Source organism: Microbacterium sp. 16-032, assembly GCF_041079455.1.
In the GTDB taxonomy this organism is placed as follows: Bacteria; Actinomycetota; Actinomycetes; order Actinomycetales; family Microbacteriaceae; genus Microbacterium; species Microbacterium testaceum_A.
Window position 1 is genome coordinate 38,654 of the sequence record NZ_JBFYGQ010000001.1, and the last position, 21,207, is coordinate 59,860.

Annotated in this window: 17 protein-coding genes; 6 read left to right on the forward strand and 11 right to left on the reverse strand. The window is 69.1% G+C overall.

Features of this window, described 5'->3' with window-relative positions; all coding sequences use genetic code 11:
- Positions 1-101: 101 nt before the first annotated feature.
- The 7 genes from AB6V31_RS00150 to AB6V31_RS00180 all read right to left on the reverse strand — a co-directional run bounded on the left by AB6V31_RS00150 (position 102) and on the right by AB6V31_RS00180 (position 12,128).
- Positions 102-4,442 carry a family 43 glycosylhydrolase gene (locus AB6V31_RS00150; protein ID WP_369363272.1) on the reverse strand — a complete coding sequence of 1,447 codons (4,341 nt, stop codon included), beginning with the start codon at positions 4,440-4,442 and terminating at the stop codon, positions 102-104.
- A 254-nt stretch (positions 4,443-4,696) separates the two neighbouring features.
- Positions 4,697-5,734, reverse strand: a complete 1,038-nt coding sequence (locus tag AB6V31_RS00155) for a LacI family DNA-binding transcriptional regulator (RefSeq protein ID WP_056224297.1) — start codon at positions 5,732-5,734, stop codon at positions 4,697-4,699.
- Complete coding sequence (locus tag AB6V31_RS00160; RefSeq protein ID WP_327037356.1) at positions 5,727-7,262, reverse strand: sugar ABC transporter ATP-binding protein; 1,536 nt, start codon at positions 7,260-7,262, stop codon at positions 5,727-5,729. The genes AB6V31_RS00155 and AB6V31_RS00160 overlap by 8 nt, the downstream gene beginning before the upstream one ends.
- Positions 7,263-7,341: 79 nt before the next feature.
- Positions 7,342-8,361: an ABC transporter permease gene (locus tag AB6V31_RS00165; protein ID WP_056224301.1), complete on the reverse strand. Its 1,020-nt coding sequence runs from the start codon at positions 8,359-8,361 to the stop codon at positions 7,342-7,344.
- Positions 8,361-9,404: an ABC transporter permease gene (locus AB6V31_RS00170; RefSeq protein WP_056224302.1), complete on the reverse strand. Its 1,044-nt coding sequence runs from the start codon at positions 9,402-9,404 to the stop codon at positions 8,361-8,363. The genes AB6V31_RS00165 and AB6V31_RS00170 overlap by 1 nt, the downstream gene beginning before the upstream one ends.
- Positions 9,401-11,008, reverse strand: coding sequence for a sugar ABC transporter ATP-binding protein (locus AB6V31_RS00175; RefSeq protein ID WP_056224304.1), 1,608 nt, complete (start codon positions 11,006-11,008; stop codon positions 9,401-9,403). Before AB6V31_RS00175 ends, AB6V31_RS00170 begins: the two co-directional genes overlap by 4 nt.
- Before the next feature lie 136 nt (positions 11,009-11,144).
- Positions 11,145-12,128, reverse strand: coding sequence for an ABC transporter substrate-binding protein (locus AB6V31_RS00180; RefSeq protein WP_056224306.1), 984 nt, complete (start codon positions 12,126-12,128; stop codon positions 11,145-11,147).
- A 247-nt stretch (positions 12,129-12,375) separates the two neighbouring features.
- On the opposite strand from AB6V31_RS00180, the gene AB6V31_RS00185 reads away from it, so the two are divergent.
- A complete protein-coding gene (locus AB6V31_RS00185) occupies positions 12,376-12,939 on the forward strand; it encodes a flavin reductase family protein (protein WP_369363276.1) in 564 nt (187 codons plus the stop codon).
- A 104-nt stretch (positions 12,940-13,043) separates the two neighbouring features.
- Here the strand turns inward: AB6V31_RS00185 and AB6V31_RS00190 are convergent, their stop codons facing one another.
- Positions 13,044-14,027 (reverse strand): PDR/VanB family oxidoreductase, encoded by a 984-nt coding sequence (locus tag AB6V31_RS00190; RefSeq protein WP_074694784.1) that lies wholly within the window; start codon positions 14,025-14,027, stop codon positions 13,044-13,046.
- Position 14,028: 1 nt separating this feature from the next.
- Positions 14,029-15,138 (reverse strand): Rieske 2Fe-2S domain-containing protein, encoded by a 1,110-nt coding sequence (locus AB6V31_RS00195; protein WP_369363279.1) that lies wholly within the window; start codon positions 15,136-15,138, stop codon positions 14,029-14,031.
- A gap of 56 nt (positions 15,139-15,194) precedes the next feature.
- Here AB6V31_RS00195 and AB6V31_RS00200 point away from each other — a divergent pair, with 56 nt between their 5' ends.
- On the forward strand, positions 15,195-15,818 hold the full coding sequence (locus AB6V31_RS00200) for a PadR family transcriptional regulator (protein ID WP_369363281.1): 624 nt from the start codon (positions 15,195-15,197) through the stop codon (positions 15,816-15,818).
- A 61-nt stretch (positions 15,819-15,879) separates the two neighbouring features.
- On the opposite strand, the gene AB6V31_RS00205 is transcribed toward AB6V31_RS00200, so the two are convergent.
- A complete protein-coding gene (locus tag AB6V31_RS00205; protein ID WP_369363283.1) occupies positions 15,880-16,353 on the reverse strand; it encodes a MarR family winged helix-turn-helix transcriptional regulator in 474 nt (157 codons plus the stop codon).
- Positions 16,354-16,431: 78 nt separating this feature from the next.
- On the opposite strand from AB6V31_RS00205, the gene AB6V31_RS00210 reads away from it, so the two are divergent.
- Genes AB6V31_RS00210 through AB6V31_RS00225 form a run of 4 tightly spaced genes read left to right on the forward strand, consistent with a single transcriptional unit; the run spans position 16,432 to position 20,313 of the window.
- Positions 16,432-17,361: an SDR family NAD(P)-dependent oxidoreductase gene (locus AB6V31_RS00210; protein WP_074694837.1), complete on the forward strand. Its 930-nt coding sequence runs from the start codon at positions 16,432-16,434 to the stop codon at positions 17,359-17,361.
- A 5-nt stretch (positions 17,362-17,366) separates the two neighbouring features.
- Positions 17,367-18,269 carry an amidohydrolase family protein gene (locus tag AB6V31_RS00215; RefSeq protein WP_074694836.1) on the forward strand — a complete coding sequence of 301 codons (903 nt, stop codon included), beginning with the start codon at positions 17,367-17,369 and terminating at the stop codon, positions 18,267-18,269.
- Positions 18,266-18,718, forward strand: a complete 453-nt coding sequence (locus AB6V31_RS00220) for a MaoC family dehydratase (RefSeq protein ID WP_369363285.1) — start codon at positions 18,266-18,268, stop codon at positions 18,716-18,718. The genes AB6V31_RS00215 and AB6V31_RS00220 overlap by 4 nt, the downstream gene beginning before the upstream one ends.
- Positions 18,719-18,777: 59 nt before the next feature.
- Positions 18,778-20,313 carry a long-chain fatty acid--CoA ligase gene (locus AB6V31_RS00225; RefSeq protein WP_369363287.1) on the forward strand — a complete coding sequence of 512 codons (1,536 nt, stop codon included), beginning with the start codon at positions 18,778-18,780 and terminating at the stop codon, positions 20,311-20,313.
- Positions 20,314-20,316: 3 nt separating this feature from the next.
- Here the strand turns inward: AB6V31_RS00225 and AB6V31_RS00230 are convergent, their stop codons facing one another.
- Positions 20,317-21,204, reverse strand: coding sequence for a DUF808 domain-containing protein (locus AB6V31_RS00230; RefSeq protein WP_369363289.1), 888 nt, complete (start codon positions 21,202-21,204; stop codon positions 20,317-20,319).
- Positions 21,205-21,207: the final 3 nt, after the last annotated feature.

Here is a 21,207-nt window from a genome sequence, read left to right on the forward strand (position 1 = left end):
GCCTGTCGCTCGCGGTGCGCCCCTCATCCCGCGTCCGCTCCACGGGAAAAGGGGCCCGGATGCCATGGCATCCGGGCCCCTTCGTTTTCACCTTCTGTCGGCTAGGACACCGTGCGACGCGGTCGACGCGTCGCCCAGACCGCCGCTCCCGCGACCAGCAGGAACGTCGCCAGCAGCGCTCCCCCGAGGGGGCCCTGCGCACCGGTGGCGGCGAGCTGACCCTTCGGCACGACCGTGATCGGCAGGCGCTGGATGATCGAGCCATCCGCCGCGAAGACGACGATCGTGTGCGCGCCCGCTTCGAGGTCCGCGGGGATGCGGACGTCGAAGACGACCCGACCTGCCGCGTCGGCGACGGGGATGCCGGCGATGCGGATCGGCGTGCTGCGCAGTTCGGCGGTGACCTGCTCACCGGCCTTCAGGCCCGTCACGGTCACCCGCACCGTGCCGCCGCGCTCGACGGTCGACGTCGACACCGAGGCCGAGGGGCCCGCCGGAGACGCCGTCGGCTGCGCCGTGGGCTGCCCCGTCGGGGCGACGGTCGGCGACGGCGTCCCGGTGGGCGCGTCGCTCGGCGAGGGCGACGGGCTGCCGGTCGAGGAACCGCTGGGCGACGGCGACGGGCTCGGCTCCGGGTTCGTCTCCGTGGGGACCTCGCGCGGGGCGACGCTGGTGAGCGTCGGCTTCACCGTCTGGAAGAGCCCATCGGAGCCGATCTGGATCCGGTCGATCGTCGTCTCGCGGTTGGTCCCGCCACCGCCGGGGATCGCGAAGCGGTGGTACGCGATGTACCACTCATCGGTGCCGGGCACGTTGATGATCGAGCTGTGCGCCGGTCCGAGGATGCCCTGCGACGGATCCTTCTGCAGCAGGATGCCGCGGTAGGTCCACGGTCCGTCGATGCTCGTCGACGTGGCGTAGCCGACGCGGTAGTCGGGGGATCCGGTGTCGTCGATCGAGTACGTCAGGTGGTACGTCCCGTCTCGGAAGTTCATGAAGAGCCCCTCACGGAAGTCCGGCAGACCGGTGATCGGCTTGATCGTGCCCGTCTTGATGCTCTTCATGTCGTCGGACAGCTCGCCGTAGACGGGCTTGCCGTTGCCCCAGAACAGGTAGTACTTGCCGGTCTGAGGATCACGGAACGCGGCCGGATCGATCGCCTGCCCGCTGTTGACGCTCTCGCCGTTGGTGATCATCGGCTGCGCCTCGGCGGTGAACGGGCCCTCGGGGCTGTTTGCGACGGCCACACCGATCATCTTGCGGTTGGCGTTCGGCTCGTGGCCGCTGAAGTAGAAGTAGTACTTCCCGCCCTTCTCGATGATCGTCGGAGCCCACGCGTTGCCGGTGGCCCAGGGGACGTTGCCCTTGGCGCCGTCGAGCGTGAGGAACGGCTTGTCCGACCGCGTCCAGTCCACGAGGTTCTTGGACTTCCAGACGTAGAAGGTGTTGCCGCCCCAGCCCGGGGTGCCGTCGGTCGTGGCGTAGATGTAGTACGTGTCGCCGAACACCGCGATGTTCGGATCGGCGTACAGCCCCGGCAGGACCGGGCTCTTCATCTCGACTGCCGTCAGCGTCCAGACCGTGTCATCCTGCCCCGCCGTCTTGAGCGTGACCGTCACCGGGGAGCTCAGGTTGCGCAGCGTCCCCGAGGCCGGGGTCGCCGTCGTCCCCGACGCGGTGGTGAAGGTCGGACGGAGCTTCGTCAGGTCGGTGCCCGGCGTCACCGGGAACGTGATCGTTCGCGTCGCCGAGTCGATGATCGGCGCGACCTTCAGGACGCTGGGGTCCTGCAGGCTGACCTTCGACAGCACGCCGGGGTTCGCGGAGGCGACCTCGTCCGCGCTCAGGGCCCGGTTGTAGAGCGCGAACTCGCGAACCTGTCCACGGAGCAGGTTGTCGGCGTTGTAGACCGACTTGCCGATGTAGTTGGCGAGGGTGCGACCGCCGCCGATGTCGCCGGGGCGCACCGTGACGTTGGTGTTCTCCGCCACCTGCTGCCCGTCGAGGTACAGGCGTGCCGTCGACCCGCTGAGCGTGTAGGTGACGTTCACCCACCGGTCGCGCGGAAGGGCGGCCGAGGACTGCGCGTTCTGCTCGCCCGACCAGTTGCCCGTGGTGAGCGCCCCGCGCAACTGGTTGTTCCCCGTCGCGAAGAGGTAGCCGTTGCCGGTGCCGTCCTGCGCGGTGTTTCCGAACGCGTACAGGAAGTACGGGTTCTTCTGCGCCGCGTCCACGCGCATCTCGGCCTGGACCGTGATGTCGGTCGTGCCCGCGAGCACGTTGTCGGGCAGGTCGACGTAGTCGTCGGTGCCGTCGAAGGTGAGGGCGTCGGCGTTCCACACGGCGTTGCCCCTGATCTGCGCATCGCGCCCCGCGCCGGAGCGGTCGTGCAGGGTCGACCCTGACCCGTCGGTGAAGTCGTACCGCAGGAGCTCGCCCTTCTCGTTGGCCGCGAGCGGCTGCGGCAGGTTCGCACGCAGGGCCGTGAGTTCGGCCTGGGTGACGGGCATGACGGTTCCGTGCCGCGGGCTGCCGGGCAGGCGGTACGAGGCCGGGACCTTCCAGTCCGGGTTGGCGATGTCGGTGGTTGCGAGGGGGATGTACCCGCGTCCGCCGTACTCGTCGACGAAGAGGTAGTACTTGTCTCCGTTGACGTCGCCGGGGTTCGACTTGAAGATGCTCGGTCCCTCGACGGCCTGCGTGCCGGCGTTCTTGCCGATGCACGAGGTGACGAGCTTCCACTGGTCGAGCGGTGCCGTCAGCACGGCCGAGCTCTCCTGGATGATGTCGCTGCACCCGGTGGTGCCGGCGCCCTCGTCCTTGGTGAAGCGCTGGTAGACGCCGTTCGCCTTGATGACGGTGGAGTCGATACGCGACATGCCGCCCTGCCAGACCTTGGTGTCGCTGAAGGTCACGAAGTCGCGCGTGGTGGCGTACAGCATGCTGTTGGCGACGTTCGAGGTGTGGTTGGGGTCGTTCTCGGGGTAGAGCTTCGAGGCCCAGAAGACGACGTACTGGCCGAGCGACTCGTCCCAGTAGGCCTCGGGGGCCCAGGTGTTGCCCGCCGTGTCCGGCGACACCTTTACGTGGCGCTGAGCGCTCCAGGTGACGAGGTCGTGCGACTCCCACACCTCGAGGTACTTGGATCCCGTGCGCTGCGCGCGGTCCCAGTTGCCGTCGCGACCGATCGAGAGATCCGTGGCGATGAGGTAGAACGTGTCGCCCTCAGGGGAGCGGATGAGGAACGGGTCGCGGAGGCCCTTCTCGCCGAAGGTCGAGGTGAGCGTCGGCTGCCCGTTGTTGAGCTCCGTCCACGACAGCGCGTTGTTGCCGTTGCTCGCCGCGAAGTAGATGTTCTCTCCCGCGACGGAGTTGCCCGTGAAGTAGGCGAACGTGTACCCCTCGAAGGGCCCGATCTGCGCGGCCTTTCGGACGGTCGCGGTGAACGCCCGCGTCGAGGTGACGGCATTCTTCGTGATGGATGCCGTGAGCGTCACCGTCGCGTCCGCGCTCTGTCGCGTGACGACGCCGTCACCGGTGACCACCGAGGCGTTCGAGGTCGTCCAGGTGACGGGGAGCCCCTGCGAGGTGCCCGGCAGCGTGAGGTTGCCGCGGACGTCATCGATGTTCGTGACGGCCAGCGCGCTGAGCGCGGACTGCACTGCTGCGCTGTCCTCGGGGGTCTTGACCAGGCCCTTCACCTCGGTCGCAGTGAGCGCACGGTTGTAGATGCGGAAGTCGCGGAGGCTACCGGCCAGGCGCTTGTCGGGGGTGTAGTTGGACCGGCCGAGGTAGTTCGCCGTCGTGGTTCCGCCGCCGATCATGCTCGGTAGGGAGGTCGTGTTGGTGTTCTCGGCGATCTGAACGCCGTCGATGTACATGCGCGAGGTCTTCGACGCCGCATCGAGCGTGTAGGTCAACTTCTTCCAGACCCCGCGCTCGAGGGCGGTGGTGCTCTCGGCCTTCTGCTCGGTGGTCCAGTTGCCGAGGGCGATGCCGGTGCGCGCCGGGTTACCGGTTGCGAACAGGTAGCCGTTTCCGTACCAGTCCGTGGTGTTGCCGAGGCCCCAGATGAAGTAGTTGCCGCTCTGCTCCGGGCGCACGATGACGTCGGTGCTGACGGTGATGGAGTCGAGGCCTTTGAGGATGTCGTTGGGCAGCTTGACGTCGTCGTCGTTTCCGTCGAGGCGGACGCCGTCGGCGCCTGCCAGGGTCGGGCCGCCTTCGAATGTGGCGTTGCGTCCGTTGCCGGAGGTGTCGCGCGCGACTGTTCCGAAGGTCTCGTCGAGGGGGTAGGAGGCGACGAGGCCCGCGTCGGCGGCGACAGCGCCGGCGATCACGGGGGCGGTGAGGGGTGCCGCGACGAGGGCGGCGATGACCGGGACGGCGAGCGTCCAGCGAGAACGGCGTCGTGGCGGCGCCGAGCGATCGTAAGGGGTCACGGGGGTGGGGTCCTCTCGTGGGTGCGTCATTGCAGGAACCGTCGTCTTCGACGGTCCTCGCATGTTAGCGCTCACACGCCCGGACCACCAGCATGGTTACGTCAACAGCCGCGGGCCCGGTGCCCCGATGGCGTGTCATCACATCTCGTTTCGCGGCCGGCACGGCGTCCCGCTCCGCGGACGTGGTCGTCACGGCGGCGGTGGGGTCTCGGGGCCGCCTCGATCGCCCCGACACGCCGGCGGCGAGCTCGAGGTCAGCGAGGTCGGCGTGAGCCGACAGGCCGTTCGACCGGCGCCGAATCGCGCACGATGAGGCGCGTGGGCAGGGGCGTGCTCTCGCTCACCGTGTCGGGTTCTTCGACCGCCAGCAGCACCTTCTGCATGAGGATCTCGCCCAGGGCGGCGAAGTCCTGCCGCACGGTCGTCAGCGACGGGTAGAGGAACGCCGCCTCGGGGACGTCGTCGATTCCGACGACCCCGACGTCTTCGGGCACCCGCAGTCCGCGTTCGCGGAGGGCCGAGAGAACACCGATCGCCATGTGGTCGTTGGCGACGAAGATCCCCTCGCCGGGGGCGATGTCGGCCTCGCTCGCGATGCGGTAACCGCTCTCGGCCGACCAGTCGCCGTGGACGAGGGCGGTCGATTCGCTGCGCGAGGACGCGAGCTCCTCGCGCCATCCGCGGATGCGCTCCACCGCGTCGGGGTTGCGAGCGGGACCGGCGATATGACGGATCGGACCGTACCCCGCCTCGCGCAGGTGCCGCACGGCGCTGCGGCCCGCGCGATACTGATCGATCGCGACGAGCCGCGGGTGCGGACGACTGGTCGTGGCCGAGGCGACGATGGGGATGTCCAGGTCGAGGGCCTGGACGGATGCCAGCACCTCGGTGTCGACGACGATGAGCACGATGGCATCCACGCGCTGTTTGAGAAGACCGTCGATCGCGGCGCGCACAGCGACCGCGTCGCTCTGCGGGGAGCTGATGGCATCTACGTTGTACCGCGCCGCGCGCGCGGCGAAGTTGAAGTTCATGGCGATAGACGAGGGACCGTAGTCGACGTTGCCCGGGGTGACCAGACCGATCGTGCGGGTGCGCCGCGTCACGAGGGCGCGCGCCGCCGGCGAGGGGCTGTACCGCAGCTGGGCGATGGCCTGCTCGACGCGCGCGCGGGTGGCGGGACGCACGTTCGGCATGTTGTTGAGCACGCGCGAGACCGTCTGGTGCGAGACGCCCGCCAGCCGGGCCACATCGAAGATGTTCGCCGTGCGCGCCGCTTTGTCGTCAGCCATTCGCCGCCTCACCGGGACTCTCGGGCTTGGCCACGAGAGCCAGGAGGGCATCGGGGGTGAGATCGGCGGCGGGGACGATCTGCGCCAAGACGCCGTCACGCATGACGGCCACCAGGTGGGCGACGCGGAGCACCTCGTCGAGCTCGGCCGAGATGTAGATGATCGAGAGACCGTTGTCGGACAGCTCCCCCACGAGGCGCTGGATCTCGGCCTTGGCGCCGACGTCGATGCCGCGCGTGGGTTCGTCGAGCACGATCACGCGGGGAGAGAGCGCGAGAAGCCGCGCGAGGAGCACCTTCTGCTGATTGCCTCCGGACAGCGTCGAGACGGGGCGATCGATGTCCGCGGGGCGGATGTGCAGAGCCTCGACCCAGCTGGTTGCCAACTCACGACGTCGCGCGGTGCTCATCCGGCGCAGGACGCCGCGTTGCGCCTGGAGGGCGAGGCTGATGTTGTCGAGCACGCTGAGGTCGCCGATGACCCCCTCGGTGCGCCGGTTCTCGGACGAGTAGGCGATGCGACGGCTCATCGCCTCGCGCGGCGAGCCGAAGCGCACGGGAGCACCGTCGACGAACACCTCGCCCGATCCCGGGCGGTCGACCCCGGTCAACGCCCGTGCGAGTTCGCTGCGACCCGATCCGAGCAGGCCCGCGACCCCGATGACCTCACCCTCGGCGAGGTCGAGGTCGGCCTCACGTAGCCGCGGTCCGGCGGTGAGCCCGCGTGCGCTGACGACCGCCGGCCCCTCGCTGTCGTCGACGGTGCGCTGCCCGAGCGGGGCGAGGACCCCCGCGGCGGCGCCCAGCATCTTCTCGACGAGATCGATCCGCAGGAGCTCGCGCGTGGCGTACTCGCCGACCAGATGGCCGCCGCGCAGCACGGTGACGCGATCGCAGATCTCGTAGACCTGATCGAGGAAGTGCGAGACGAACACCACCGCGATACCGGTGTCCTTGAGCTCGCGGATGACGCGGAAGAGCTCGGCGACCTCGTCGGCGTCGAGACTCGAGGTGGGCTCGTCGAGGACGAGCACCTTCACCTCGACCGACACGGCGCGGGCGATCGCGACGAGCTGCTGCACCGCGAGCGGGTGGGACGACAGGACCGACGCCGGGTCGACGTCGACGCCGAGAGCCGCCAGGGCCGACGAGGCCCGGCGGCGCATCTCGGCGTGGTCGATCATCCCCCACCGGCGGGGCTCACGTCCGAGGGAGATGTTCTCGGCCACCGTGAGGTTGGGCAGCAGATCGATCTCTTGGTAGACCGTCGAGATGCCGGCGGCCTGGGCTTCGGCCGGAGACGACAGCCGCACCGGTCGTCCCTCGATGAGGATCTCGCCGTCGTCGAGACGCAACGCCCCGGTGATCGCCTTGATCAACGTCGACTTGCCGGCCCCGTTCTCGCCCATCAGCGAGTGGACCTCGCCGGCTCGCAGACGGAAGTCGACTCCGGACAAGGCCGCCTCGACCCCGAAACGCACCGACGCCCCGCGCACCTCGAGGAGGGGCGGGGCGACGGCGGCGGGCATGGGTTCCATCATGCCCGCGACGGAGCGAGAGCGCTAACACCGCCGCGGTGCATGTTTCGCGCCGCCGCGGGTGAAGGCCTCACCTGCTGAGGGCGGAGCGCGAGACGATCACCCGCTGCACGACCACGAACAGCAGCAGCAGGGCGCCGACGGTGATGCGCGTCCACGACTGCTCCGCACCCGAGAACGAGATGATCGTGCGGATGAGGCCGTACACGAAGACGCCGATCATCGACCCGATGACGAACCCGCTGCCTCCGGTCAGAAGGGTGCCGCCGATGACCACCGCGGCGATCGTGTCGAGCTCGGTGCCCACACCGTTCAGCGGGTAGCCGGCACCGGAGTACGCGGTCAGGACGATCCCGGCCAGTCCCGCGCACACCCCGCTGATGACGTAGACAGACAGCTTCGCGCGGACGACGGGCAGTCCCATGAGGCGAGCCGACTGCTCATTGCCGCCGACGGCGTAGACCGTTCGGCCGAAGCGCGTGTAGCGCAGCACGAACGCGGCGAGAGCGACGGTCAGCAACGCGATGATCCCGGTGGGGGTGATGTACCACCCCGCGAATGAGAAGCGCGTCGACTGGAGCCACAGCAGGCCCTCGTTGTCGACCTTGATCGATTCGAGGCTGACGACGAAGGCGAGACCGCGAGCGAGGAACATGCCGATCAGCGAGGCGATGAACGGCTGCACGTCGAAGAACTGCACCAGGATGCCGATGAGCAGACCGATCGCGGCGCCGATGAGCACCATCGCGGGGATCGCCACCGCGACCGGCACGCCGTCGCCGAGCATCTTCGCGCAGAGGATGCCGGTGAAGGCCATGACCGCCCCGACCGAGAGGTCGATGCCGCCGGTGAGGATGACGAACGTCATTCCCACCGCGAGGACGAGCAGGTAGGCGTTGTCGAGCAGGATCGACGACATGATGCGGTTCAGCTGGAAGTTCGGGAAGTACCACATGGCTCCCGCGATCATCACGACCAGGATGATCACCGCGGCGAACACCGGCACCCACGAGATGTGACGGCTGAGGAAGCGGCGGTACGAGACCGCGGACGACGACGTCGAGCGTCGTTCTTCGGTGAGAGTGGCCATCAGGACAGCACCTTTGCGTCAGGACGTCGGGTGATCGGACGGAGAGCACTGCGCCCCGCCGTGTGGAAGTACGCGCGGAAGCGACGCGACTGCAGCAGCACGACGATGAGCACGGCCGCGGCCATGAACACGGGGCTGACCGCCGGGGGGACGCCGAGGAACGTGATGGTGCTCTTCAGCGTCTGGATCGTGAAGACGCCCACGACCGTGCCGGCGAGACTGAACTTGCCGCCCGCGAGGGAGGTTCCGCCCAGAACGACCGCGAGGATGGCATCCAATTCGATGTACAGACCCGCCGCGTTGGCGTCGGCGGCCATGATGTTCGAGCTGTAGAGGATGCCCGCGATCCCCGCGAGAGCGCCGCTGGCGATGTAGGCGCCCCAGATGATGCCGCGCGAACGGACCCCCGCGAGTCGGCTGGCCTCAGGATTGATGCCCACCGCCTCGGTCAGCATGCCGAGGGCCGTTCGACGCTCGAGCACGCCGACCACGATCACCGCGAAGATCGCGACGAAGAACGCGAAGGGGAGCCCCAGGACGTATCCGCCGGCGATGAACTTGTAGGGATCGCTGTTGATGGTGGTGATGAAGCCGCCCGTGATGAGCAGGGCGACGCCGCGACCGGCGAGCATCAGCACGAGCGTGGCGATGATCGGTTGGATGCCGAGCACCGACACGAGGAAGCCGTTCCAAACTCCGAGGAGCAGGGCCACGCCGACGGCCGCGGCGATCGCCGTGAATACGACGCCGAGGTTGCCGGGGTCGGGCGAGGCCTCGATGACCGTGAGGGCGACGGCACCCGAGACAGCCATGATCGCGCCGACCGAGAGGTCGATGCCCCGGGTGGCGATGACCAGGGTCATGCCGAGGGCGACGAGCATGAGCGGCGCGCTGTTGCGCAGGATGTCGATCAGCGACCCGTAGAACTGACCGTTCTGCATGGTGATGCTGAGGAAGGACGGCCGCGAGATCGTGTTGATGGCGATGAGCGCGAGCAGAGCCGCGATCGGCCACACGAGGCGGTGGGTGAGGAATTTCTTCATGCGATCTTCTCCCGATCGGACGACAGTGTCTCGGGTGCGGTGTGTGACGCGGCTGCGGCCGATTCGGGCTGCCCCTCGGCGATGTAGGCCACGAGCGCGTCGAGGTCGACGTCGCGGGTGGCCAGTTCGCCGATCTTACGACGGTCGCGCAGAACGGCCACGCGCTGCGCGAGGCGCAGCACTTCTTCGAGCTCGGACGAGATGAAGATGACCGCGAGGCCCTTCTCGGCGAGCTCGGCGACCTTGCGCTGGATGTCGGCCTTCGCGCCGACGTCGATGCCGCGCGTGGGCTCGTCGAGGATGAGCAGCTCGGGAGCGGTCGCCAGCCAGCGCGCCAGGAGCACCTTCTGCTGATTGCCGCCCGAGAGGTTGCGGATGAGGGCGTTGGGGTCGGCGGGGCGCACGCCGAGGGCCGTGATGTATTCCTCGACGACGGCCTGCTTCTCCGCGGCGCTGATCTTGCGCAGGGCGCCGCGGCGCGCCTGGATGCCGAGCACGATGTTCTCGGCGACGGTCAGGTCGCCCACGATGCCCTCGGCGCGACGGTCCTCCGACGAGAACGCGATGCCGCGGTCGAGAGCGTGCCGCGGCGACCCGGTGCGCGCCCCGGAGCCCGACACCTGGACGGTGCCGTCGTCGGGACGATCCGCACCGGCGATGAGGCGGGCGAGCTCGGTGCGGCCGGAACCCAGGAGCCCGGCCAACCCCACGACCTCGCCCGGGTAGACGTCGAGGTCCACGGGCTCGAGGGCGTTCTTCCGCCCGAGCGAGAGGGTGCGCAGCACCGGCGTTCCGGTGCGGTCGATCGGGCGTTCGGCGCTGGCCGAGATGGCATCCAGCTCTCCGAGCTCGCGGCCGATCATCTTCGCCACGAGTTGTTCGCGGCCCAGTTCCGCGACGGGGTACTCCCCCACCAGGGTGCCGTTGCGGAGCACCGTGAGGCGGTCGGAGATCTCGTAGATCTGGTCCAGGAAGTGCGAGACGAAGAGGATGGCCACGCCGCGGTCGCGCAGATCGCGGACCACGCCGAACAGCTGCTCGACCTCGCCGCGGTCGAGGCTCGAGGTGGGTTCGTCGAGCACGAGCACCTTCGTGTCGACCACCATGGCACGGCTGATCGCGACCAGCTGCTGCACGGCGATCGAGTGGCTGGCGAGGATCGATCGGGTGTCGATATGCACGCCCAGCTCGGCGAGGTAGGTGGCGGCCGCGGCGTGCGTGGCCTTCCAGTCGACCATGCCGGCGCGTCGGATCTCGTTGCCGAGCATGACGTTCTCACCGACGGTGAGGTTCTGGCAGAGGTTGACCTCTTGATAGACGGTGGCGATTCCCGCGGCCTGGGCATCGGCGGTGGCCCGGAACTGTCGCTCGGTCCCTTCGACGCGGATGACGCCGTCGTCGATCCCGTAGACGCCGGTCAGGGCCTTGATGAGAGTGGACTTTCCGGCGCCGTTCTCTCCCATGAGGGAGTGGACTTCGCCGGCGTAGAGGGTGAAGTCGACGCCGTCGAGCGCCTTCACGCCGGGGAACTGGATGCTGATGCCGCGCATCTCCACCACGGCTGCCCGTTCGGAGGTCGTCGCGGCGGCCCGTTCGGATGTCATTGTCGATCGCTTTCTCGGATCGGGAGCGTGCGGGGCCGGTGGATACCGACCCCGCACGCCGGGGAGGATGTTCCGTCGATGCCGAGGCGATCGGACGGGGTGTCGCCGAGGGGAGTCGGCGACGGATCCCTGCGGATCAGTAGGGGCGGCTGTCCAGGACCTTCTTGGCCTGCTCCTGGTCGAACGCCTGGTCCTCGACGATGTAGCTCTTGTCGACGGATTCGCCGGCGACGACCTTCTTGACGACCTCGGCGGTCTTCTCACCGAGGAGCGGGTTGCACTCGACGATGTAGTTGAACTCGCCGTTCGAGAGGGCGGTCATGCCGTCCTTCACCGCGTCGATCGTGACGATCTTGATGTCGGTGCCGGGCTTGAGGCCGGCGGCCTTGATCGCCTCGAGGGCGCCGAGGCCCATGTCGTCGTTGTGGGCGAAGAGCAGGTTGATCTGCGAGCCGTACTTCTGGAGGAAGCCCTCCATGACCGTCTTGCCGTCGGCGCGGGTGAAGTTGCCGGTCTGCGAGTCGAGGACCTTGATGTCGGTGCCCTTGATCGCGTCGTTGAAGCCGGTGGCGCGGTCGGTGGCGGCGGACGAACCGGTGGTGCCCTCGAGGACGACCATGTTGGTGGGCGTCGTGCCGAAGTTGTCGGCGACCCACTTGCCGGCGGTCTCGCCCTCCTTCTTGAAGTCGAGGCCGATCCAGCTGGCGTAGAGGTCCTCGGATGCCGAGACCGTGCGGTCCTCAAGGATGACGGGGATGTTGGCGTCCTTGGCTTCCTTGAGGACGTCGTCCCAGCCGTCGCTCACGATGGGTGCGAGGACGATCGCGTCCACGCCCTGGTTGATGAAGCTGCGGACGGCGGCGATCTGCGCCTCGGGCTTGTTGTCGGCCGCGTTGAAGACGAGGTTGAAGCCGTTGGCCTCGCTGAACGCCTCCTTCATCGACTCGGTGTTGGCGCTGCGCCATCCGCTCTCGGAACCGGTCTGGGCGAAGCCGACCGTGATCTTGTCGCCGCTGCCGCCGCCGGCGTTTCCGCCGCCGCCCGCTCCGGCGCAGCCGGTGGCCGTGAACGCGATCGCGCCGACGAGCGCGATGCCCGCGATGATCTTGTTCGCCTTCATGATGAAACCTCCTCGTTTCGCCGGCTCCGATGCCGGTCATGTGATGCAGCCCCTCGGGTGAGCCGTGTGTGAATGTTAGCGCTCACAGAACGCGCCGTGTCAAGTAATTCGGGCGCTCGAATGATCACAGATTGATAAATGTGAAGCCTCACACGGAGGAGATCACCACGGACGTGATCGCTCAGAGCGTTTCGCCGTGTTGCGCCAGCAGAGCCTTCGCACCGCGCGAGCGCCTACCGTCGTATTCATGACTTCGCTTCCGCACGGCGCCCCCGAGAGCACCCCCGCCATCGGCACCTCCGTCTCGGCGGACGACTTCAAGAGGGCCTTCCGCGGCCACCCCGGCGGCATCGCCGTGATCACCGCGTTCGGCGAGAACGGCCCCGTCGCCCTCACCGCCTCGTCGGTGTCGTCGGTGAGCGCCGACCCGCCGCTGCTGATCTTCTCGGTCTCCGCGCTGTCGTCGGCGACGCCCACGATCATCGCGGCGGACACGATCGTGGTGCACCTGCTCGACGCGGAGGACATCTCGCTCGCTCGGGCGGGGGCCACCAGCGGCCTCGATCGCTTCGCCGACACCTCGACGTGGTCGCGCCTGCCCACCGGCGAGCCGGTCTACCACGGCGTGCGCGCGTGGCTCCGGTGCAAGGTCGTCAGCAGAATGGATGCCGGCGGCTCCACGGTCATCGCCGCTCAAGCCGTGCAGGTCGACGTCGAACGCGACCTCGAGCCCGGCGAATCCGGAGCCGCGCTGGTGTACCACAACCGCGCCTGGCACCGCCTCGGCGAGCACTCGCGCCTCGACGACTGACGCACGGGGTCACGCGCCCAGATCACCCGCGAGGCGCGGGGCGATCCACGATTCGTCGTCGTGTCGCGCAGCGCCCGCCATCTCGACGGCGCGCCACACGGCCCTCAGCTCGTGACGATCTCCACCACGGCGGAGCCGCCGTCCCGTGCGACGACGCGCGAGACGCAGCAGCACATCTTCGAGCGGGCGTCCTTCTGGCGCTCGCTGTAGAACACGTCCCGGTGGTCGATGTCGCCCGCGAGGCCGACGACGCGGACCTCGCAGAGACCGCACTCCCCCTTGCGGCAGTCCCACATCATGTCGGCGCCGGCGCCTTCGAGAGCCTCGAGCATCGACTGATTCGGACGGACGCGCGCCTCGATGCCGCTCGCCGGCACGCGGACGACGAACTCCTGCGCCTCGAACCAGCCGCTGTTGCCGAAGGTCTCCATGCGAAGATCCGCGATGGGGCGCCCCTGCGTCATCCACTCCCGCCGGATGGCATCCATCAGGCGGATCGGCCCGCAGACGTACACCTCCGTCCCCACCGCGATGCCGTCGACGAGGTCGGGGATCGACAGCGACGTGCCCTCGTCGCGCACGTGCAACCGCAGTCGCTCGCCGTGCGCCTCGCGCAGGTCGTCGACGTAGGCCATCAGCGGTCGACTACGACCGGCGTAGAGCAGCCGGTAGTCGGCCCGCCGGTCGCGCAGACGCGCGGCCATGCCCACCATCGCGGTGATGCCCACGCCGCCGGCGATCAGCACGTAGCGGTCGGCGCCGGGCCGGAGCGGGAAGTCGTTCAGCGGCTGGGTCAGCTCCAGCCGGTCCCCCGGCGTGAGGGCGTTCATCACCGCCGCGCCTCCGCGGCTCACCGGCGACGTGTAGACGCTCAGGGCGATGCGGCGGCCGCCGTCCGTGGCATCCACGATCGAGTACGACCGGCGGTCGCGCTCACCCGCGATGGTCAGACGCACGTCGACGTGTGCGCCGGGACTCACCGGCGCGGGCTGGTCGACGTCGATCTCGATGCGGCGGATCTCGGGCGTGAGGGCACGGGATGCCGCGACGGTGCCGTACTGCCAGACCTCGGTGCGCGAGACCGCCACCTCAGTGCACCACCTGCGCGCCCGAACGCGGTGCCGGGGCGTGATCGCGACCCTCGGCGAGCAGCATCCGCTCGAGGATCCGGCGCACCCACATGCCGCCCGCGTCGATGTTCAGGCTGTAGAACTCGTAATCGGGATTGGCGTCGATCGCGGCCTGCTGCGCGGCGAGCATCGCCTCGTCTTCTCCGAACACCCCGTGCACGCCGTCGCGCAGTTGCGTCGTGATGAGCTGGCTGTCGAGGCGGTAGTTGCGCTGGAACGACCAGAAGTAGTGGCTCGAACGCGCGGTCTCGGGCGTGATGGTGTTCATCACGTAGCCGTTGACCCCCTGCGACCGGTCGCCCTCGGGCGCACCCGTGCCGGCCTTGGCGACGCCGACGTCGATGCAGATGGTGGACGGCGCCTCGAAGTGGATGATCTGCCAGCGGTCGACGCGCCCCTCGAAGCCGGGGAACTTGTCTCTCATGTTCTTCAGCCAGAAAGGCGGGGCCTCGATGTCGTGCATCCAGCGCTCGACCGTCACCGTGGTGTCGGTGTGGCTGGTGACGAACTCGCTCTCGCTGAGCTCCTTCTGGCCGATGCTGCTCGAGTGCACGAACTCCTCGTGGGTGAGGTCCATCAGGTTGTCGAGGACGAGCTGGTAGTTGCACGGGGCGTGGATCGTCAGGCCGTCGCCGGTCCAGGCGGCATCCGTCATCTGGTGCATGTCGGGGATGAGGTCGGGGTCGGCCAGCGCCGGGTCGCCCACCCACACCCACACGTAGCGATTTCGGTCGACGACCGGGAACGAGGGGACGAGGGCGCTCGGGTTGATCGTCTCCTGCGCGGGCATCGAGGTGCAGCGGCCCCGGGCGTCGTAGGTGATGCCGTGGTACGGGCAGCGGATGTCTTCGGGGCCGGCCAGAGCGCCCTGCGACAGCGGTGCGAGGCGATGCCAGCACGCGTCGGCGAGGGCGACGGCTCGACCGTCCTCGGTCCGATAGAGCGCCAAGGGCCGGCCCGCGACCGTGCGCGAAAGGATCTTCTTGCGTCCGACCTCGTGATCCCACGCGGCGACGTACCAGGCGTTGCGCGGGTGGTCGAGCAGCTTGGCGGCCACGGTCTGTTGCATCGGAACTCCCTCGTCCACTCACTATCGGGATAGTTATAGCCGAGAAGATACGGTGGATGCCGAGCATCCGCAAGCACCCCGAGGAGTCGCCGATGAGCCTGCGGTACGCCCTGCTGGCCCTCTTGACCGCGCACCCCATGACCGGTTACGACCTGGCCAAGGCCTTCCACGTGTCGGTCGGGCACGTCTGGCACGCGCCCGACTCGCAGATCTACCCCGAGCTCAAGCGCATGGTCGCCGACGGGCTGCTGCGCGACGAGGCGGTCCCGTGGGGGGCGAGCTCCACGAAGACGCAGTACACCGTCACCGACGAGGGGGTCGACGCCTTTCGGGCGTGGATGGAGGAACCCATCGAATACGCGCGGGAACGCGACCCCGCGCACCTGCGCGCCGCGTACTTCGAGTGGGCCGATCCCGACGTCGCCCGCCGACACCTGCACGAGCACATCGCCCAGTACGAGCTGCGCCGCGCACAATGGCAGTCCCAGCTGGATGCCATCCGGAGGCACTCCCACCCGATCCTCGCGCGCCGGCTCGAAACCGACACCCGCCACGACCCCGACGCGGTGGTGGCGTTCAAGGTGTTCACCTACGAGGGATTCCTCGACCGCGCCGAGGGCGAGATCGCCTGGGCGCGCCACGGCCTCGACCTGCTCGACCGTCTGCACCCGCGCGACTGAGCGTCGGGCATGGCGTCGCCCCGGGGCGCGGGGCGGCTCGGATGCGTCGCAAGTGGCGTCGTCACTCCCCGCCGGGGAAGGCGACCACCCGCAGCAGGCGCGCCAACTCGGCGCGGTCGGCGCTCGAGAGCCCCGCGTGAGCGCGACGTTCGCCCGCCTCGACGTCGGCCTGCGCGCGCCGGTAGAGCGAACGCCCGGCGAGCGTGGCGGCCACGACGTTGGCCCGCCGATCCCGCGGGTCGGGCTCGCGCGTGACGAGACCGCGACGCTCGAGATCGTCGATGAGGGCGACCACCTGACTCGGATCCAGGCGCAGGAAGGCGGCGAGCTCACGCTGCGAGGGCCGACCGCCGGTCACCGCGAGCGCGAGGACGGAGTAGGAGCGCACCTTGAACTCGTGCGCGGCGAGGGCCTCGTTGGCCGCCGCCTGCGACACGGCCGAGGCCCGCGCGAGGAGGAAGCCGAGGTCGTCGGCGAGGGGCGAGTGCTCCAGGCGCGACGAGCCCGAGGGATCGTCGGGGGCCACGGAGGTCATGCCGCAAGTGTAGCGAAGAGCAATCATTGACATTTTCAACGATTGGATGCCACGATGTCACCGATCGAAGGAGTCACCATGACGCTCACCGGCAAAGTCGCCATCGTCACCGGTTCGGGCCGCGGCCTAGGCCTCGCCTACGCCCAGGAGCTCGCCCGCCAGGGGGCGGCCGTCGTCATCAACGACGTGGACGCCGCCACCGCCGACGCCGCGGTGAAGACCATCGTCGATGCGGGCGGCCAGGCGGTCGCAGTGGTCGCGCCGGTCGGACCCACCGAGACCGCCGACGCCCTCGTCGCCGCCGCCGTCGACGCCTACGGCCGACTCGACATCCTCGTCACCAATGCCGGCGTCCTGCGCGACACCGTGCTGTGGAAGATGAGCGACGACGACTTCGACACGGTGATCGGCGTGCACCTGCGAGGGACCTTCACCACGGTGCGCGCCGCGGCGACCTACATGCGGCAGAACGAGATCGCCGGGCGGATCATCTGCATCGGCTCGCCCACCGGTCAGCGCGGCAACTTCGGCCAGACGAACTACGCGGCGGCCAAGGCCGGAATCGTCGGCATGGTGCGCACCTGGGCCCTCGAACTCAAGAAGGCCGGGATCGCCGTCAACGCGGTCATCCCCGTCGCCGCCACCGCCATGACCGCGACGGTGCCCTACTTCGCCGCGGCCGTCGAGGCGGAGGCAGCGGGAGAGCCCATGCCCGCCTTCTTCCGACGCGACCTGGGTTTCGGCACCTCGGACGATGTCGCGGGGCTCATCGCCTTCCTCGCCTCCGACGCGGCAGCCGGGGTGAGCGGCCAGGCGATCGGCATCGGCGGTGACCGCCTGCAGCTGTGGTCGCACCCCGAGCCCGTCGCCACCGTCTATCGCGACGGCGGCTGGACCGCCGAAGCCCTCGCCGCGGGCTTCGCCGAGGCCGTCGGCGACCTGCAGAGCGTGGGCGAGCGCTTCCCGGCCCTCCCCGTCGAGCTCCAGCGCCCCGTTGCCACCGCGTGACGACCGTGGCCCACTACGAACCCGCCATCGACGTCGGGGCACTGACGGCGATCGACGTGCACGTGCACGTCGAGGTCGACGGGCACGGGCACTCCTCGCTTCCCGATGATCTCGCCGCGGCCGCGAGTCGCTACTTCGCGACCGACGCCGCGCGACCCGACCTCGACAGCATCGCGGCGTACTACCGCGAGCGCTCGATGGCCGCGGTGGTCTTCACGGTCGATGCCGAGGGCAACCTCGACCACCCGCCCCTCTCGAGCGCCGACATCGCCGCGGGCGCGGCTCGCCACAACGACGTGCTCATCCCGTTCGGCTCCGTCGACCCGAACCGCGCGGATGCCGTGGAGCGCGCTCAGCGCCTCATCGAGGAGTCCGGCGTGCGGGGGTTCAAGTTCCACCCCACCGTGCAGAGATTCGACCCGAGCGACGAGCGGCACTACCCGCTGTACGAGACGCTGCAGACGGCGGGGGTCGTCGCCCTGTTCCACACGGGACAGACGGGCATCGGCGCGGGAATGAAGGGCGGCCGAGGTCTGCGCCTGGGACTGTCGAACCCCATGCTGCTCGACGGCGTCGCAGCCGACTTCGGTGACCTGCAGATCATCATGGCCCACCCCTCGGTGCCGTGGCAGGACGAAGCGATCTCGGTGGCCACGCACAAGCACAACACCTGGATCGACCTGTCGGGCTGGAGCCCGAAGTACTTCCCCGCGCAGCTCGTTCGCGCCGCGAACTCCTTCCTGCGGGACCGCGTCCTCTTCGGATCCGACTTCCCGCTGCTCACGCCCGACCGCTGGCTGCGCGACGTCGAGCAGACCACCCTCAAGCCCGAGGTCATGCCCGGCATCGTCCGCGACAACGCCGCGCGGCTGCTCGGCCTGACCACCCCCTCCAAGGAGCACTCATGAGCACCACCGTCTCGTACGACGACATCGCCGGCCTCGCCGGCACCGATCTCGGCTGGTCGGAGTGGCTCAAGGTCACGCAGGACCGCGTGAACCTCTTCGCCGACGCCACCGACGACCACCAGTGGATTCACACCGATCCCGAGCGCGCGAAGGACGGCCCCTTCGGCGGCGCCATCGCCCACGGATTCTTGAGTCTTTCGCTCGCGGTGACGTTCTGGACCGAGCTGCTCGACGTCACCGGCGTGACCACGAAGGTCAATTACGGCCTCGACAAGGTGCGGTTCATCTCACCGGTGAAGGTCGGAGCCCGCGTGCGCATGAACGCCGTCATCGCCGAGGTCACCGAGATCGCCGGGGGCTACCAGCTCGCCGTCGACCAGACGATCCAGGTCGACGGCGGCGGCAAGCCCGCCGTGGTCGCGCGCGGCCTCTACCGCTTCTACGCCTGAGGGGGGAGGGGCCCGACCCCTCCCTTCTCCATCCCGCACCCTCGACGAAGAGATCGCGCATGAGAACCCAAGGTCTCGGAGCCTGGCTCCCCCGCCGGCGTCTCCGCTCCCCCGACAAGGCCGCCGTCGTCTACGGCGAGAACCAGCACCTGACCTACGCCCAGCTCGCGGATGCGGCGGAGGCGTTCTCGGCCGTCCTCGCCTCGCGGGGGATCGGCGCCGGAGACGCCGTCGCGTACCTGGGCGAGAACAGCCCCGACTTCTTGATCGCGCTGTTCGGCGCGACGCGGATCGGCGCGGTCTTCGTGCCGGTCAATACCCGACTCGCGGGTCCTGAGATCGCTCACGTCCTCCGTGACAGCGGCGCGCGCGCCCTCGTGCACGATCCCGCGTTCGACGATCGCCTCGACGCGTTGCCGTCGCCCGAGCAGACGCCGCCGCGCATCCGCACCGGCGCGTCCGGTCGGAACGGAGAGCCGGGCCTGTCCCGCCTCCTGGATGCCGCGGGCCCGGCGCCCGCGCTCGTGGTCGCCGACCCCGCCACCCCGGCGGCGATCGTCTACACCTCGGGGACCACCGGGCGGCCGAAGGGTGCCGTGCTGACGCACGACAACCTCACCTCGGTCGCGGTCAACACCGTCATCGACTACGACGTGGTCTCCGAGGACGTCGCCCTGATGATCTCGCCCCTGTTCCACGTGGCGTCCCTGGGGATGGGAGCCCTCCCGGTGGTCTTGAAAGGCGCGACCCTCGTGCTCGAGAAGGGCTTCGAAGCGGGGCGCGCTCTCGACCTCGTCGAGCGCCACCGGGTGACGATGATCTCGGGCGTCCCCACGACCTTCCAGCTGATGGCCGACCATCCCGCGTGGAGCGACTCGGACGTCTCGAGTCTGCGCACCCTCACCTGCGGCGGCTCCGCCGTTCCCGACCGCATCCTGAGCGCGTGGGAGGCCCGCGGATTGTCGTTCTCGCAGGGATACGGCATGACCGAGACCTCCCCCGGCGCCACCTCTCTGGGCTCGCACATGACGAGGTCGAAGCAGGGCAGCGTCGGGCTGCCGCACTTCTTCACCGAGGTGCGCGTGGTCGACGAGCAGGGGCTGCCGGTCCCGTCCGGAGAGGTCGGCGAGATCCAGATCAGTGGGCCGAACGTGTTCGCCGGGTACCACGGGCTCGACGACGCCACCCGCGCTGCCACGACCGACGACGGCTGGTTCCGCTCCGGCGACCTCGGCTACCTCGACGCCGACGGTTACCTGTACGTGTGCGGTCGGTCGAAGGACATGATCATCTCGGGTGGCGAGAACATCTACCCCGCCGAGGTCGAGTCGCTCATCGCGGACCTCCCGGGCATCACGGGGGTCGCGGTCATCGGCATCCCGGACGATCGCTGGGGAGAGGTGCCCCTCGCGGTGGTCACCATCGCCCCCGGGGCGCAGGTCGACACCGCCGCCGTCCGCGCCCACCTCGACGGCCAGGTGGGCCGCTACAAGCTGCCGAAGGACGTCGTGATCGTCGATGCCCTCCCCCGCACGGCGTCGGGCAAGGTGATCAAAGCCGAGCTGCGCGAGCGCTTCTCGAGCGCCCACGCCTGAGCGTCAGTGCGCGGCCGCGCCGCGGCGCGTCAGTCGCGAGATACCCGTCACCACGCCCACGATGATCAGCCCCAGGATCAGCCCGAACACCGCCGACATGGCCGTCTCGATGATCCACTCGACGACCGGTCCCGCGGCCTCGATCGCGTGGGTCACGACGTGCACGAGGTCGAACGGGCCCGACCAGAGGGTGTCGGCGAGGTTCTGCAGCACCAGGTGCCCTCCGACCCACAGCATGGCGACCGTGCCGATCACGCTGATCACGCGGAAGACGGCGGGCATGGATGCCACGACCCGGGCCCCGAAGCGGCGGACGCCCCGCGACTCGCTCTTCATGAAGCGCAGGCCGATGTCGTCGATTTTGACCAGGAGCGCGACCGCGCCGTAGACGACCACCGTCATGGCCAGACCGATGATGAGCAGCGCCCCCAGCGTCATCCAGATTCCGAAGTTCGGGTCGAGGCTCGAGAGGGCGATGAGCATGATCTCGGTGCTGAGGATGAGGTCGGTGCGCACGGCCCCCAGCACGAGCTTCTTCTCGTCGCGCGGCTCGTCGGACTCGGCGTCTTCGTGGTGCACGCCAAACCACTCGAGCACCTTCTCGGCCCCCTCGAAGCACAGGAACCCGCCGCCGATGATGAGCAGGTAGGGAAGCACCCACGGGGCGAACGCGGTGAGCAGCAACGCGATCGGGATGATGATCACGTACTTGTTGATGATGCTGCCCAGCGCGATCTTCCAGACCACGGGCAGCTCGCGCGCGGGCGTCAGCCCCTGCACGTACTGCGGAGTGACGGCGGCGTCGTCGATGACGACTCCGGCCGTCTTGGCACTCGCGCGCATCGCGGCGCTGAGGATGTCATCGACGACGGCGAGGAGTCCGACGGACATGCG